Origin of the sequence: Nonomuraea sp. NPDC050383, assembly GCF_044459125.1 — a bacterium.
GTDB lineage: Bacteria > Actinomycetota > Actinomycetes > Streptosporangiales > Streptosporangiaceae > Nonomuraea.
Genome location: NZ_JBITIP010000008.1, coordinates 111,648 through 125,973 on the forward strand (window position 1 = coordinate 111,648; position 14,326 = coordinate 125,973).

General features: G+C 70.8%; 17 protein-coding genes. 9 read left to right on the plus strand and 8 right to left on the minus strand.

Translation table 11 applies throughout. The features are described 5' to 3' along the window. Positions 1-6 precede the first annotated feature (6 nt). Positions 7-1,152 carry an RNA polymerase sigma factor gene (locus ACIBG4_RS21140; RefSeq protein ID WP_397203228.1) on the plus strand — a complete coding sequence of 382 codons (1,146 nt, stop codon included), beginning with the start codon at positions 7-9 and terminating at the stop codon, positions 1,150-1,152. Positions 1,153-1,205: 53 nt separating this feature from the next. Here the strand turns inward: ACIBG4_RS21140 and ACIBG4_RS21145 are convergent, their stop codons facing one another. The 4 genes from ACIBG4_RS21145 to ACIBG4_RS21160 all read right to left on the minus strand — a co-directional run bounded on the left by ACIBG4_RS21145 (position 1,206) and on the right by ACIBG4_RS21160 (position 3,961). After that, entirely contained in the window at positions 1,206-1,784 is a 579-nt protein-coding gene (locus ACIBG4_RS21145; RefSeq protein ID WP_397203229.1) for a dihydrofolate reductase family protein, read from the minus strand. 82 nt (positions 1,785-1,866) lie between these two features. Beyond that, positions 1,867-2,352 (minus strand): SRPBCC domain-containing protein, encoded by a 486-nt coding sequence (locus ACIBG4_RS21150; protein ID WP_397203230.1) that lies wholly within the window; start codon positions 2,350-2,352, stop codon positions 1,867-1,869. 132 nt (positions 2,353-2,484) lie between these two features. Then, positions 2,485-2,892, minus strand: coding sequence for a DUF6069 family protein (locus ACIBG4_RS21155; protein WP_397203231.1), 408 nt, complete (start codon positions 2,890-2,892; stop codon positions 2,485-2,487). Positions 2,893-3,103: 211 nt separating this feature from the next. Continuing rightward, positions 3,104-3,961 (minus strand): helix-turn-helix transcriptional regulator, encoded by an 858-nt coding sequence (locus tag ACIBG4_RS21160; RefSeq protein WP_397203232.1) that lies wholly within the window; start codon positions 3,959-3,961, stop codon positions 3,104-3,106. 86 nt (positions 3,962-4,047) lie between these two features. On the opposite strand from ACIBG4_RS21160, the gene ACIBG4_RS21165 reads away from it, so the two are divergent. The 3 genes from ACIBG4_RS21165 to ACIBG4_RS21175 all read left to right on the plus strand — a co-directional run bounded on the left by ACIBG4_RS21165 (position 4,048) and on the right by ACIBG4_RS21175 (position 6,264). Then, the gene (locus tag ACIBG4_RS21165; RefSeq protein ID WP_397203233.1) at positions 4,048-4,830 is read left to right on the plus strand and encodes an SDR family NAD(P)-dependent oxidoreductase; all 783 of its coding nucleotides are present in this window, start codon (positions 4,048-4,050) and stop codon (positions 4,828-4,830) included. A gap of 144 nt (positions 4,831-4,974) precedes the next feature. Then, positions 4,975-5,649, plus strand: a complete 675-nt coding sequence (locus ACIBG4_RS21170; protein WP_397203234.1) for a LuxR C-terminal-related transcriptional regulator — start codon at positions 4,975-4,977, stop codon at positions 5,647-5,649. Between the two features lie 78 nt (positions 5,650-5,727). Next, on the plus strand, positions 5,728-6,264 hold the full coding sequence (locus ACIBG4_RS21175; RefSeq protein ID WP_397203235.1) for a hypothetical protein: 537 nt from the start codon (positions 5,728-5,730) through the stop codon (positions 6,262-6,264). A 147-nt stretch (positions 6,265-6,411) separates the two neighbouring features. On the opposite strand, the gene ACIBG4_RS21180 is transcribed toward ACIBG4_RS21175, so the two are convergent. After that, the gene (locus tag ACIBG4_RS21180) at positions 6,412-6,678 is read right to left on the minus strand and encodes a MerR family transcriptional regulator (RefSeq protein ID WP_397203456.1); all 267 of its coding nucleotides are present in this window, start codon (positions 6,676-6,678) and stop codon (positions 6,412-6,414) included. Positions 6,679-7,359: 681 nt separating this feature from the next. On the opposite strand from ACIBG4_RS21180, the gene ACIBG4_RS21185 reads away from it, so the two are divergent. Continuing rightward, complete coding sequence (locus tag ACIBG4_RS21185) at positions 7,360-8,157, plus strand: class I SAM-dependent methyltransferase (protein WP_397203237.1); 798 nt, start codon at positions 7,360-7,362, stop codon at positions 8,155-8,157. Positions 8,158-8,205: 48 nt separating this feature from the next. Here ACIBG4_RS21185 and ACIBG4_RS21190 read toward each other — a convergent pair whose 3' ends face one another. Next, positions 8,206-9,042, minus strand: a complete 837-nt coding sequence (locus ACIBG4_RS21190; protein WP_355437851.1) for an EamA family transporter — start codon at positions 9,040-9,042, stop codon at positions 8,206-8,208. Between the two features lie 113 nt (positions 9,043-9,155). On the opposite strand from ACIBG4_RS21190, the gene ACIBG4_RS21195 reads away from it, so the two are divergent. Further along, the gene (locus ACIBG4_RS21195) at positions 9,156-9,761 is read left to right on the plus strand and encodes a helix-turn-helix domain-containing protein (protein WP_397203238.1); all 606 of its coding nucleotides are present in this window, start codon (positions 9,156-9,158) and stop codon (positions 9,759-9,761) included. Positions 9,762-9,825: 64 nt separating this feature from the next. Here the strand turns inward: ACIBG4_RS21195 and ACIBG4_RS21200 are convergent, their stop codons facing one another. Both ACIBG4_RS21200 and ACIBG4_RS21205 read right to left on the minus strand, forming a co-directional pair. Continuing rightward, positions 9,826-10,650, minus strand: a complete 825-nt coding sequence (locus ACIBG4_RS21200; RefSeq protein WP_397203239.1) for an SDR family NAD(P)-dependent oxidoreductase — start codon at positions 10,648-10,650, stop codon at positions 9,826-9,828. A 59-nt stretch (positions 10,651-10,709) separates the two neighbouring features. Further along, the gene (locus ACIBG4_RS21205) at positions 10,710-11,336 is read right to left on the minus strand and encodes a TetR/AcrR family transcriptional regulator C-terminal domain-containing protein (protein ID WP_355452139.1); all 627 of its coding nucleotides are present in this window, start codon (positions 11,334-11,336) and stop codon (positions 10,710-10,712) included. Between the two features lie 114 nt (positions 11,337-11,450). On the opposite strand from ACIBG4_RS21205, the gene ACIBG4_RS21210 reads away from it, so the two are divergent. The 3 genes from ACIBG4_RS21210 to ACIBG4_RS21220 all read left to right on the plus strand — a co-directional run bounded on the left by ACIBG4_RS21210 (position 11,451) and on the right by ACIBG4_RS21220 (position 14,203). Then, the gene (locus ACIBG4_RS21210; RefSeq protein WP_397203240.1) at positions 11,451-12,665 is read left to right on the plus strand and encodes a cytochrome P450; all 1,215 of its coding nucleotides are present in this window, start codon (positions 11,451-11,453) and stop codon (positions 12,663-12,665) included. A 26-nt stretch (positions 12,666-12,691) separates the two neighbouring features. After that, the gene (locus ACIBG4_RS21215) at positions 12,692-12,892 is read left to right on the plus strand and encodes a ferredoxin (protein WP_355452145.1); all 201 of its coding nucleotides are present in this window, start codon (positions 12,692-12,694) and stop codon (positions 12,890-12,892) included. 147 nt (positions 12,893-13,039) lie between these two features. Further along, the gene (locus tag ACIBG4_RS21220) at positions 13,040-14,203 is read left to right on the plus strand and encodes a hypothetical protein (protein ID WP_397203241.1); all 1,164 of its coding nucleotides are present in this window, start codon (positions 13,040-13,042) and stop codon (positions 14,201-14,203) included. The last annotated feature ends 123 nt before the right edge of the window (positions 14,204-14,326 follow it).

A 14,326-nucleotide genomic window follows, 5' to 3' on the forward strand; every position in this document is an offset into this window, starting at 1 on the left:
CGAACGGTGGACGAGTCCCTGCTGCGGACGCTCACCCCCACGGTGATCAGCGTCCTCGTCCGTCGCGGAGCCGACTTCGCGGCGGCCGAGGACGCCGTGCAGGACGCCCTGATCGAGGCCGTACGCGTGTGGCGGGACGACCCGCCGCGCGACCCCAAGGGCTGGATGGTCACCGTGGCGTGGCGCAAGTTCCTCGACGCGGCCCGGGCCGACACCTCCCGGCGGCACCGCGAGGTGCTCGTCGAGGCCGAGCCCGTGCCCGGCCAGGGCGAGACGGCGGACGACACGCTCCAGCTGTACTTCCTGTGCGCGCACCCGTCCCTGACCCCGGCCTCGGCTGTCGCCCTGACGCTGCGCGCGGTCGGCGGCCTGACCACGCGTCAGATCGCGCAGGCCTACCTCGTGCCGGAGGCGACCATGGCCCAGCGCATCAGCCGGGCCAAGCGGACCGTCTCCTCCATCCGGTTCGACCAGCCCGGTGACGTGGCCACGGTGCTGCGCGTTCTCTACCTCGTCTTCAACGAGGGATACACCGGCGACGTCGACCTCGCCGCCGAGGCGATCCGGCTCACCCGCCAGCTCGCGGCCAGGACCAGGCACGAGGAGGTGGCGGGGCTGCTCGCGCTCATGCTGCTCCACCACGCGCGGCGGCCGGCACGCACGGCTCCCGACGGCAGGCTCGTCCCTCTCGCCGAGCAGGACCGCAGCCTGTGGGACACCCGCCTGATCGCCGAGGGCGTGGACGTGCTGCAGGCCGCCCTCGCCCGCGACCGGCTGGGTGAGTTCCAGGCCCAGGCCGCCATCGCCGCGCTGCACGCAGACGCCCGCGCGGCCGAGGAGACCGACTGGGTGCAGATCGTCGAGTGGTACGACGAGCTGGTCCGCCTCACCGGCAACCCGGTGGCCCGCCTCAACCGGGCCGTCGCGCTCGGTGAGGCCGACGGCCCGCGGGCCGGCCTGGCCGCCCTGGCGGAGCTGGACCCGTCCCTGCCCCGCCACACCGCGGCCGCGGCGTACCTGCACGAGCACGATGGTGACCTGGTGACCGCGGCACGGCTCTACGCCGAAGCCGCCCGATCAGCGCCGAACCTCCCCGAACGCGACCACCTCACCCGGCAGGCCGCCCGCCTCAACGCGAAACTCCGGGGTTGAGCGGTCCCCTCAAGGTCCGAACGGCGGTCCAGGACACCCGCGCATGGACGGAATCAGACATGCAAGGTGGGCCGGTACGTCAGCTCCTGGGTGTGGCCGTCGAGCGTCCGGCTCTCGATCAGCTCGAGGTCGAAGTCGGCCCCACCCTGGAAGATCGGGTCCGCTCCGGTCCGACCGGTGATCACAGGGAAGAGCGTCACCTGGACACGGTCCACCAGACCGACGGCCATCAGCGCCCGGTTCAGCGACAGGCTGCCGTGCGAGCGCAACGGCACCTCGGACTCCTCCTTGAGCCGGGCGACGATGTCGACGGCGTCGCCGCTCACGACGGTCGCGTCCGGCCAGTCGAGCGGTCCTCGCAGCGTGGTCGACACCACCGTCGCCGGCAGGTTCCTCATCCGGGTGACCCATGGGTCACGAGCCTCGGATTCCTCGGCGCTCGAGGCCAGCATCTGCGCGTGTGCCCGATACGTGTTGGCTCCGAAGACCATCCGCTGCTCCTTGCCGTACAAGGCGAGGCGGTGGTCGAGCAGCTCGGGGCCTTGCTTGCCCCAGTAGCCGCCCCAGTCGCCGCTGTGGGCGCCGAAGCCGTCGAGGCTGGTGAAGACGTCGAAGGTGTAGGTAGCGGTCATGCTGCTCTCCTCGAACGCGGTTGATCGGGTGTGGACACGGACTGCTGACCACGGCGAAAGGATGGTCGTCTGGTCGGCGACATCACCTGCCGGAGACGAGCTCGGCCAGGTGGTGCAGCGAGTTGGCCAGATGCTCGGGGCCGAACGGCGGGAACTGGATGTACTCCCGGCGGAACTGCGGCACCGCCGACCAGTCGTAGGTGAGGGTGACCTCAGTCTCGGACGGACCGAGCGGCGTAAGGTCGTAACGCCAGATCCAGCCGCCGAGCTCCAGCTGACCGTCGTCCTTCTCGTACCCGGTGAGCCAGCCGATGGCGCGCGGCGGGTCGAGCACCACGACCTGGTTGGCCGTCCTGTAGTCACCGTCCGGGTGCTTGGCGTAGTGCATGTCCATCCGGAAGATCTGCCCCACCTCGGTCAGCGGCGCCCGGTCGGCGGCTTCCTGAACCCAGCCGGTGCCATCGATCGCCGCATGGGTCGTCGGGTCCGCCAGCACCGCGAACACCTTCGCGGCGGGCACGGCGACGGTCAGTGTGGCGCTCACGTTCTCCTGGTCCACGGTGTGCACGCTCCTTGTCGTCCCATCTCCGGTCTTCCGCCCCGGGCGCGTCCGTCGCGTCCGCAGGACGGTTCGTTCGGGTCCGTCCGTCATCGTGGTCGTGCCGTCGGGTACTGCTTCACGGCGAACTCCTCGAAAGGATCAGGCGGACAGGCGGCGGGCGACGGCCGGGATCACGATCGCGGCGGCGACCACGTGCGTCAGCATCAGCAGCGCCTTCGTGGCCGCGGACGCGTCCGCGAGCACATCGGGTACCAGTGACAACGCGGCGAGCACGATCGTGATGCGGACGAACGCCGCGCGCGGGCGGCGGGCCGAGCGGGCCAGCACCAGGGCCAGCACCAGGCCCACCACGGAGAAGACGACGGTCAGCAGGGCGAACCCGGAGACCGGGATCGGCACGCCGCCGACAGCGAGGCTGATCCCGGCGAAGTCACCCGCCGCGGCGAGGGCCGCGGTCGCCGCGGCGGCGACGGCCGCGGCGGCCAGGCCGCCGATGATCAGCGGCTTCGCGGGAGCGGTGGTGGTGACGGTGGTGGGGACGGACATCGTGGGCCTCCCTTGTGTGGCGACCGGCCGTTGCCGGTCTCTCACCTTGACTACGAACGCGCTCGACGCCATCCGACACCACCACCGGAAAAAAATCAGAAGACGCCACGAAGGAGGGACCGACCCCACCAGTGACGAACACACCACGGCGTCGAACTCGAACGAACCGCCGGTGCCGATCACGCCGATCGCGCGCGTTCCTGCCCCTCCGTCAGAGTGACCTGCTCGCCTTGATGTACTCGGTTCCAAGGACGGGCAGAAGAGCCAGGGCGTCGGCGCCGGGGGATCCCGGCGGTGCGCTGTAGAGAACGAGGCGCTGGTCGCGGTCGGTGAGCGTGAGCGAGTCGCAGTCGACGGTGATCTCCCCGACGACCGGGTGACGGAACGTCTTCGTCAGCGTCGGCGCGGCGTGCACGTCGTGCCGCTCCCAGAGGCGGGCGAAGTCGGGGCTGGCGTCGCGGAGCTCGTCGACGAGTTCGGTCACCGCGGGGTCGGACGAGTACCGGGCGAGGGTGGACCGGAGCCCCATGACGACGTGGTGCCGGAACTCCGCGGCGTCGGAGATGCCGTACGGCGTCGCATCGGCACGTGCCGAAGTGAGGAATGCCCGGCGCGCGAGATTGCGATCCTTGGGGGCGAGCTCGGCGAAGTCCTCCATGAGCGCGGCGGCGAGGTCGTTCCACGCGAGCACCTCGAACGTGGCCGACGTGACGATGGCGGCCGTCTGCGGCAGCCGTTCGAGGAGCGCCAGGATGCTCGGGCGGACGTCGCGCCGATGCAGCCCGGTACGGCTCGGCGCCGTACCGGCGAGGACGTGGAGGTGATCGGACTCGGCGTCCGTGAGCCGCAGCGCGCCGGCGATCCCGGCGAGGACCTCGCCCGACGGTCGCGGCGCCCTGCCCTGCTCAAGCCGGACGTAGTACTCCGTGGAGATGTGCGCGAGGACCGCCACCTCCTCACGGCGAAGCCCCGGGGTCCGGCGTCGCGGGCCCGCGGGCAGGCCTACGTCCTGCGGCCGGAGCCGCTCGCGACGGCTGCGGAGGAACGCCGCGAGTTCCTGTTTGTCCATATCGCAAGTGTGCACGCTGTGCGGCGACAGATCCTGGTACTGCCTGTGCCTGCATCCGGTCCGGTGGCCGGCCCGACACTGTCGTCATGACGAACAACATCGACATCGCACCCATCGGCCTGCTCACCGGCAAGGTGGTGTTCATCACCGGCGCCAGCCGCGGCATCGGTGCGGCCGCGGCCCGGCTCTTCGCCCGCGAGGGTGCCGCCGTCGTGCTCGCCGCCCGTAGCACCGACGCCCTGCAGCTGATCGTCACCGAGATCCGCGCCGAGGGCGGCGCCGCCGACGCCGTCACCCTGGACCTCGCCGACCGTACGAGCATCCGCGCGGCGGTCGACCGCGTCGAGGAGTTGCACGGACGGCTCGACGGCGCGTTCAACAACGGCGCGGTGATCCAGCACCCCGGCCCGCTCGACACCACGAGCGACGAGGACGTCGACGAGCAGTTCGCGGTGAACTTCCGGGCGCACTGGACCGCCATGACCGCTGAGGCCGCACTCATGCGACGGAACGGTGGCGGGGCGATCGTCAACACCTCGAGCATCGGCAGCCGCCGCGCGAACCCCGCCCTCCCCGCATACGGCGCCATGAAGCGTGCGCTCAACAGCATCACCGAGACCGCCGCGGTGAGCTGGGCTCGTGATGGCATCCGGGTCAACGGCATCACCCCCGGCGGCACCGCCACAGAGATGATCGACGCGTGGGAGGCGGCGACCCCCGGCATCGTCGAGCACGTGAAGGGATCGATCCCGCTCGGACGGATGGCCGAGCCCCGCGAAGTCGCCGAGGTGGCGGCGTGGCTGCTCAGCGACCGGGCATCGATGGTGACCGGCGCGATCGTGCCGGTGGACGGCGGCGCCGGCGCCTGAAACCTGCCGGCCGGTCTCGCCACCACGCCCGCGCCCATAACCAGTGCACCGGTCAGAATGTTGGCGGTGAGCCAGAGGACATGAGGGAGGCGTGTGGACGACAGCGGGTCGTTGAACCAGCTTATGAATCGCCTGGAAGGGGTGGTGGGCGAGCTACGAGGGATTCCCGTCGACGTCGAGCGGGTCGATGACGATGCGCTCGTCCGGCAGCGGATCGCGGAGGTGGTCCCGGCGGCCGGCGAGCTGCGGGCCATGCACCCTTGGGGCGCGGTGGACAAGCGCTCTGACGAGCACAAGAGCAGGCGCGCGGTGCTCGACGCGCTGGAGCGTGGCATGAGGATGCGCACGATCATCCACATGAGCGTGATGGACGACCCGCGCAAGGCAGCCCGGATCAGGCAGTTGCATGCCTCCGGTGACCTGCACCGGATCGTCGACGAGCCGATTCAGCAGGTGCTCATCTTCGACCGCGCCGTGGCGTTCCTGCGGATGACGCCCTTCGCGTACGCGCCGGGCACTCTGGTGATCAGGCAGCAGAGTCTCCTCACCGCCCTCATCGACCTGTTCGAGCGGACCTGGGACAGGGCCAGGGAGGTCGACGAACCCACGCACCGGCTGAGCGCCCGCGAGCGGGAGGTGCTCGCTCTGATCGCGGAGGGGCGCTCCAACAGCGCCGTCGCGCGCGCCCTCTCGATCACGGAGGCGGCCGTCGGCAAGCACGTGGCCAGCGTGTTCGCCAAGCTCGAGCTGCCCGAGACCCCTGACGACAACCGGCGGGTGCTGGCGGTGCTCGCTTACCTGCGCGGCACGGTGAGGTAGGGCCAAGCCGACCACGTTCTCGCCCCAGCCCCCCTGCGGGCGCGATCCGGGGCGCACTTCAATGACGTCATGCAACGAATGAATGGACTACTGGTCGGCGCGGTCTTCGGCGCGGTCTTCGTCATCGTGAACGCGCAGAGTCCGCTGAACACCGTGACCGTCAACCTGCTGCGGGCAGCCGCCTGCCTGGCGGCCGCGAGCGTCATCGGCATGTGGCTCGTCTCCGCCCGGAGAGAGCCGCCCACCGCGGGGCGGCAGCGGAACATGTTCAGCCGCGGCTACCTGATCGTCGTCGCCGCCGAGGCGATCCTGCTCTTCGGCGGGCTCCGGATGCTGGCCGCCCTGGGACGACCTGAGCAGGCCAACGTGGGGTGGGTGGCCTTGGTGGTGGGGGTGCATTTCATCGCGTTGGCGCCGATCTGGAAGGACTGGAGCATCGCCGTACCCGGCGTGGTTCTCACCTTGCTCGGCGCCGTGGGCCTGGTGCTGGCCTCGACGGCCGCTGTCGCCTGGGTGTCGTTCGTCAGCGGCGTGTTGTCCGGGGTGGTGCTGCTGACCGGGGCCGTGGCCTTCGGCTGGCGCGCTGTGGCGACTCGGGCGGCACAGGCGTCATGAGCGCGGCCGCCACCTCCTGGCGCGACGCCTCGGCCGGTGAAGGAGCACGGCGGGACAGCGAGCAACGGTGAGAGTTCGTCGTCGCGCGCTGTCGCAGGCGTTGGCCGGGGTGTCGTGGGCGCCGGCCGAGCGGCCCGCGCCTGGTGGTCAGTTGGGTGCTGTGTGGCGTTGGCGGAGTTCTTCGTTGATGCGCAGGGCCTCGGCGAGCTGGTCTTCCAAGATGATGATGCGGCAGGCCGCCTCCAGGGCGGTGCCGGCATCGACGAGTTCGCGGGCGCGGGCGGCCAGGCGCAGCTGGTAGCGGGAGAAGCGGCGATGGCCGCCCTCCGAGCGCAGCGGCTCGATCAGCTTGGCGGCGCCGAGACTGCGCAGGAACGCCGGGGTGACACCGAGAATCTCGGCGGCCCGGCCCATGCTGTAGGCAGGGTAGTCCTCGTCGTCGAGCCGGAGCTCGGGACTGTCACCTGAGGCGCGGACCGGCTCGTCGCTCTGGCGGGGCCGGTCTCGCCTGAGGGTGGTGGCCAATGCCTGGTGGGTTCGATCCATTCAACCTTCCCGAACGCGGACAGGGGCCCCGGCGCCATGCTGCGCCGGGGCCCGAATGAGGTTTAACACCATCCACCGGCTTTGAGGCCGGTTCACTTGCTCCGCATCTGCCTGCCCGTAAGGGCGGGACGCGGGGATCGCGTAAGCGTGACCGTAGACCACCGTCCTGTTCGTGGAGCTGCGGTACCCGTGCGGCGCCTTGCGGCCGGCGACGGGCGATCCTGATGGCGTTCAACACTCCTTTCCGTTTTTATTCGTACGTCGACACCTCGACAGCTGTGCCGACTTCGTGCAATGGCAGCGCGTCCACCGCCCCGGCCCTTCCTGCAACCGCACTGGCCGCGGCAGTCCGACCTTCTGCCTACTTCTCACTTCCAGCTTGTAGTCCACGTTCGTCCGGGCAGTTCGTCGTCGTGCTCGTACTGCGCTGCCCTCGTGGATCCGTCCCTTGCGATGTCAGGAACTCTACCCCCACTCAACGCGGATGTCTACAGCGACGGATGCAGATTTTCTTGCTCGCGAAGGGGAGAACGCTGCCAGGCTTGGCGCATGTCCCGCGATCTTCGGCTGCGAGCCACCTTCGACCGAGCGGCTGCCTTCTATCAGGACGCGCGCCCCGACTACCCGGCGGAGCTGTACTCCGACCTCCTGGCAGTCACGGGGGTCACGCCGGCCGCGCACCTGCTCGAAGTCGGATGCGGCCCGGGGAAGGCCACGCTGCCCCTGGCCCGGATGGGCTTCCGGATCACCGCGGTCGAACTCGGCGACGCCCTGGCGGCGGAGGCACGGCACCGGCTCGCTGGATTCGCCGGCGTCTCCGTGATCACGTCGTCGTTCGAAGACTGGAAACCGCCGGCCGGGGTCCGCTTCGATCTCCTCTGCGCGGCCACGGCGTGGAAGTGGGTGGACCCGGAGGTCAAGTACGCGAAAGCGGCCGCCCTCCTCGCCCAGGGCGGCCACCTGGCCGTATGGAACGCCGACCACGCCTTCCCGGCAGGCTTCGACCCCTTCTTCGCGGAGATCCAGGAGGTCTACGAGGAGATCGGCGAAGGCCATGGCGACCCGTGGCCCCCGCCTCCGCCCGAGGATCAGCCAGACCCCATGGCCACCGAGTTCGAGGCATCCGGGCACTTCACGGTGGTGGGGACGAAGCTCTACGTATGGGCCTTGCGCTACACGGCGGACGAGTACATCGCCCTGCTCGATACCTTCTCCGGCCACATCGCCATGGAGCCGGCCAAGCGCGAACACCTCTACCAGGAGATACGCCGCCGCCTCGCCGCACGCTCGGACGGAACGCTCACCCGCCACTGGTCGGCCGTCCTCACCGTCGGCCGACGCCTGTGACCGTGGGTAAGGGGTGCGGCCGGTGCTCAGGGGCCGGCCGCGGGTGGTTCAGGTCAGGGCGAGGAGGGTGACGGCGACGGCGGCGGCGCCCAGGCCGGCAAGCTGGCCGCGGCCGATGCGTTCGGCGAGCACGCCGCGGGCGAGCAGGACCGTGCCGGCCGGGTAGAGGGCGACGATCACGGCGACGACGGCGAGGTCCCCGCTGCGGGCGGCGAGCAGGAACAGCAGGTTCGCCACCGAGTCCAGCACACCCGCGGTCGCTGACATCGCGTACGCGGGCCGCTCGGAGCCCAGCCTGCGGTGCATCAGCCCGGCCGCGGTCAGGGTGACAGCCGAGGCGACCGCCCGGCCCACGATCAGCGGAGCCACCCCGCTGTCCGGCGGCGCCTGGTGCAGAAAGACGAGCTGAAGGGCGATGGCGGCGCCCGCGCCGAACGCCAGCAGCAGCGCAGTGCGTGAGGGGCGCGTCGAGCCAGCGCCGTGACCGGCGCTGACCAGCACCACCGCCGCCAGCGCGAGCGGCAGGCCCACCAGTCCGGTGGCGGACAGGTGCTCGCCCTGGAGCAGACCCACGCCGACGGGCAGCACGGCCGACACCAGCGCGGTCACCGGCGACAGCACGTTCATCGGACCGATCGCCAGAGTGCGGTAGAGCAGGGCGAACGCGGCGGCCGAGGCGACCCCCGAGGCAGCGCCCCAGCCGAGGGCCGCAGGGCTGAACGAGGCGCCGAGGGCCGGCCACAGCAGCAGCTCGACCACGAGGCTGGCCGGGGCGGCGATCATCACGGTGCGCAGCACATGAGCCTTGCGGGCGCCCAGGCCGCCGAGGAAGTCGGCGCATCCGTATGCGAGTGAGCTGCCCAGGGCGAGCAGGAGAGCGAACACAACAGACCTCACCATCAATGGAACGACCACAGAGTACAATCAATCGACCGGTAAGTGCCAATCGAACGACCGCACGGTGCATCGAAATGGTCCATTGCGAGGATGGTGATCAGATGGCCGAGACGGCCGCAGCCCTGCGGACGGTCGCGCACAACGTCAGGGCGGCGCGCACCCGCGCGGGCCTGTCCCTGGAGGAGCTCAGCCGGCGCGCCCAGGTCAGTAAGGGAGCTCTGGTCGCGCTGGAGAAGGCCCAGGGCAACCCCAACCTGGCCACCCTGGTCCGGCTGGCCGACACCCTCGGCATCTCGGTGTCGGCCCTGATGCAGGGGCCGGCCGAAGGTCGCGTCCGCGTCGTGACCGCCGAGGCCGTGGCGCCACTGTGGACCGGCGAGCGGGGCAGCGAGGCCCGGCTCATGCTGACGACCTCAGGGCCGGCCCCGGTCGAGGTCTGGCGCTGGAGACTGGAACCGGGCGAGGAGTACCCCAGCCAGCCCCACCACGCCGGAGTCGTGGAGACCGTCAGCGTCATCTCCGGCCGGATGACCCTGGTCGTCGACGGCACCGAGCACACCGTCGAAGCCGGGCAGACCGCCACGTTCGACGGCGACGCCTCGCACACCTACCGTGGCTCGGGCACCGAAACCTGCACTTTTATCATGACCGTCCATCTGCCGCCCGGCCCCGGCGCGGGCCCGCCGGAAGCCGCCCGCCGGGCGTGAACCGCCGGCCACCGAGTGGAAGGCAGGCCGCCGGCGGGCCCACGCGAGCCCGCCCGGCAGCCGTTCAGGCGGTGTCGCCGCCGTCGGCGAGCAGCGTGCTGCCGGTCATGAAGGCCGACAGGTCCGACGCGCAGAACAGCACGACGCGCGCGATGTCGTCAGGAACGCCGACCCGGCCGACGGGACCGTTCAGCATGAGGTCGGTCGGGGGGACGTCGGTCGGCGGGGCGTCGTCGCCCAGCGCGGCCGCGGCCGCCATCATGTTGCCTTCCGTGGGGACATAACTCGGTGCGACGCCCAGCACGCGGATGCCGAGCGGAGCGAGTTCGAGGGCCAGCTCCCGGGTGAGACCGCGGGCGGCGTGCTTGGATCCGACGTAGGCGGCCAGGCCGGGGGCGCTGCCGCGGAAGCCGGCGGTCGAGATGATGTTCACGATGACACCGCCCGTGCCTCCGGCCGGCATGCGCCGTGCCGCCTCACGAGCGCCCAGGAAGACGCCGCGCGCGTTCACGGCGAACACGTTGTCCCACGTCTCCTCGGTCATCTCCAGCACGGGGACGGCCGGGAAGACTCCGGCGTTGTTCACCCAGACGTCCAGGCCGCCGAGCTCGGCGAGCGCGCGGTCGGCCGCCGACGCCACGGACGCCGCGTCGGTGACGTCCATGGCGGCGCCGACCGCGCGTACGCCGTGCTGTTCCGCGATCTGCTTGGCGGCGGTCACGGCGAGCGCTTCGTCGATGTCGCCGATCAGGACGTCGGCTCCCGCCTCGGCCAGGCGCGAGGCGATGGCCTTGCCGAGCCCGCGACCGCCTCCGGTCACGACCGCACGCCGCCCGCGCAGGGAGACGAGCTCGGCCAGGGATTTGCCGGACACATCGGCAATGGACATGAATGATCTCCTTCAGGGTGAAAGGGGATGGCGCCGGCCCCGGACCGGTGTGACGCGCCTCATCGCGCGCTGTCCTCGTCGCGCGTGTCGATGCGGTAGTACCCCTGCAGCAGGGGCCAGGTCATCTCGGCGATCTCGGTCGGGGTCCGGGAGCACCCGGCCTGGAGCCAGTCGATCGCCACGCCGATGAGGGCGCCGGCGGTGAACGAGGCCGTGACGTCATGCGGGATGCGCCGCAGCGGCTCGCCGGCGCCGGTGTGGACCAGGTGTTCACGGATGACGTCGGCGATCCGGCGGCGCGTGTGCTCGACGACGCGCGCGCTGCCCTGCGGCCCCAGCAGCGCGCGATACAGCCCCGCGTGCGCGGAGAGGCTGGCGAAGAACGCCGCCAGCGACCGGGTCGCCTCCTGCGCCAGGTCGGCCGAGTCGAAGGCGGGAGCGGGCAAGGACTCGATCAGGCCGTCGATCATCGCGGTGCAGGCGTCCTCGGCCAGCTCGTGCACGTCCCGGTAATGGGCGTAGAAGGCGGAGCGGCTCACCCCGGCGCCCTCCGCGACGTCGGAGACGCTGATCCGGGCGAGGTCCTGCTCCTCGACCAGCTCGATCAGCGCGCGCGCCAGGGCTGAGCGGGTGCGGCGCACGCGCCGGTCGCCCGACGGGGTATTGCTCGCTCTGGTGCCGGCCATGCCTGCCAGCATACCGAACGACGACAGATGTAAGTTATCTTGCAGATGTAGGCGAATGTGCCTGCCGGTGGCGAGACCCTTCCCCCTTCACGATCGTTCACGAGGAGACGCCGAATGAGTGTCAATGAGCAGGTCCTGAGCTACCCGATCCCCGCCGACGCGGCACTGGAGCCGCCCGCGGAATGGGCCGAGCTGCGCGGCACGTGCCCGGTGGCTCACGTGAAGCTGCCCAGCGGTGACCAGGCGACGCTGCTGACCCGCTACGAGGACGTCAAGCAGGTGCTCGCCGATCCGCGCTTCAGCCGCCTGCTGAACGCGCCCGACGCCGCCCGGCTGTCGGCCACCGACGACGGCGGGCTGTTCAACAGCGAGATGGCGACGATCATCCCCGACGGCGGGGAGGAGCACCAGCACTGGCGGCGTCTGGTCGGCAAGTGGTTCACCGCCAAGCGCATGAACGCCCTGCGCCCCGTGATGACCCGGATCGCCGAGAACCTCATCGACGACATGGTCGAGAGCGGCGCCCCCGGCGACCTCAAGGCGTCCCTGGGCTTCCCGCTGCCGGTGTACGTCATCTGCGACATGCTCGGCGTTCCCGCCAGTGATCGGGACCGGTTCTCGTACTGGTCGGACACGCTGCTCAACCTCACCCGGTACGACAAGGCCGAGATCGAGGCCGCCCAGGCCGAGTTCTTCCAGTACATGTCCGACCATCTGGCCGCCAAGCGCGCCGAGCCGGGCCAGGACCTGCTGAGCGAGCTGATCGCGGCCGGCGGCCCCGAGGACGGCGGCCTGTCCGACATCCAGATCCTGGTCACCGGCATGGCCCTGCTGGTCGCCGGGCACGAGACCACCGCCAACATGATCGGCAAGATGATCTCCATGCTGCTGGCCGACCGCAGCCGGTGGGAGGCGCTGCTGGCCGACCCGTCGCTGATCCGCACCACGGTGGAGGAGAGCCTGCGCATGGACGCCAACTCCGGCTTCGGCCTGCCGCGGTACCTCAAGGAGGAGACCGAGGTCAGCGGCACGGTCCTGCCCAAGGGCACCACCGTGATCTGCAGCATGGCCGCGGCCAACCGCGACGAGAGCGCCTTCGAGGCCGCCGACCGGATGGACCTGACCCGCAGCCCCAACCCGCACCTGTCGTTCGGCTCCGGCGCGCACTCCTGCCTGGGCCAGGCGCTGGCCCGCACCGAGCTGCAGGTCGTCCTGGAGGTGCTGCTGCGCAAGCTCCCGTCGCTGGAGCTGGCCGTGCCCGTCGAGGAGCTGGAGCGGGTGGAGGGGCTGGCCGTCGGCGGCCTGCGTACCGTCCCGGTCCGCTGGTGACCTGGATCGAGAAGGAGGGATCCCGGATGAAAGTCACTGTGGACGAGGCCAGATGCTGCGGCGCCGGCCAGTGCGTGCTGATCGCGCCGGAGGTGTTCGACCAGCGCGACGACGACGGCATCGTCATCCTGCTGGCGTCCGAGCCCGGCGCTGACCAGCACACCCAGGTTCGCGAGGCCGCCGCCGTCTGCCCCGGCGCCGCCATCCAGGTGACCGACCAGGCCTGACCATCAGCCGTCCGTGCCCCGCGCGGGACGTGGGCGGCTGAGGGTTCGACCCGGCGGGCGGACGATGCCATTCCCGGGCGCCGACCGTACGCGACCTTGACCCTCACCTCGGCGGACGTTGCCGAACACGTTTCTAGGCTGAGCCGCATGCGACTGCCGCGGATGTTGAGCATGCTGGGCGCGTTGTCCATCGCCGTGATCTCGTGCAGCGCGCCAGGCCAGCCGATGATGGCGGCCCCCGAGCCCGCGCCCCAGCAGCCCGCGCCCCAGCGGCCGGCGCCCCCGCAGCACGCGCGGACACCTGCGCACAAGACGCCGGTGGACGTCTACGCCCACGACCGGCCCGGGATGCTCAGCCCCAAGGTCAAGGACCTGACACCGCGCGTGTACATCCCCAACAGCGAGTCCGACACCGTGGACGTCATCGACCCGCGGACGTTCCGGGTCGTGCACCGCTACCGGGTGGGCAGCCTGCCGCAGCACGTCGTGCCCTCCTGGGACCTCAGGACGCTGTGGGTCAACGAGAACAAGGGCAACCGGCTCACCCCCATCGACCCGGTGACGGGCCGCCCCGGTAAGCCGGTGCCGGTGGAGGACCCGTACAACCTGTACTTCACCCCGGACGGCTCGTACGCGCTGGTCATGGCCGAACGCCTCAACCGGCTCGACTTCCGCGACCCGCACACGATGCGCCTGATCCGCTCACTCCCCGTGCCGTGCAGGGGGATCAACCACGGCGACTTCACCGCCGACGGATCGGTGTTCCTGGCCAGTTGCGAGTTCTCCGGCCAGATGGTGGCGATCGACTGGAAACGCCCGCGGGTGCTGAAGACGATCGACGTGCACGCGGGCAACATGCCGCAGGACGTCAAACTCTCGCCCGACGGACGGCTCTTCTACGTCGCCGACATGATGGCCGACGGCGTGTGGATCATCGATGCCCGCACCTTCCGGCGGACAGGCTTCCTGCACACCGGCAAGGGCGCCCATGGCCTGTACGTCAGCAGGGACTCGCGGTCCCTCTACGTCTCCAACAGGGGAGAGGGAACGGTCTCCGTCATCTCGTTCGCCAGGCGCAAGGTGGTCGACCGGTGGCGGATCCCGGGAGGCGGCTCACCCGACATGGGCGGGGTGTCGGCGGACGGCAAGCAGCTGTGGCTGTCCGGCAGGTACCACGGGGTCGTGTACGTCTTCTCCACCGAGACGGGCAAGCTGCTCCACACGATCAAGGTCGGCCGGGGACCGCACGGCCTGTGCGTCTATCCCCAGCCCGGACGCTACTCCCTCGGCCACACCGGAGTGTTCCGGTGATCGGCCGCCGCGGCTTCCTGGCCGCCGGTGGAGCGGCGGCCCTCTCCGCCTGCTCGACGCCTCGCCCTCCGACGGCTCAACCCTCCGCGGAACCGGCCGCCGGGGCGCCACAGCCGTCGTCCG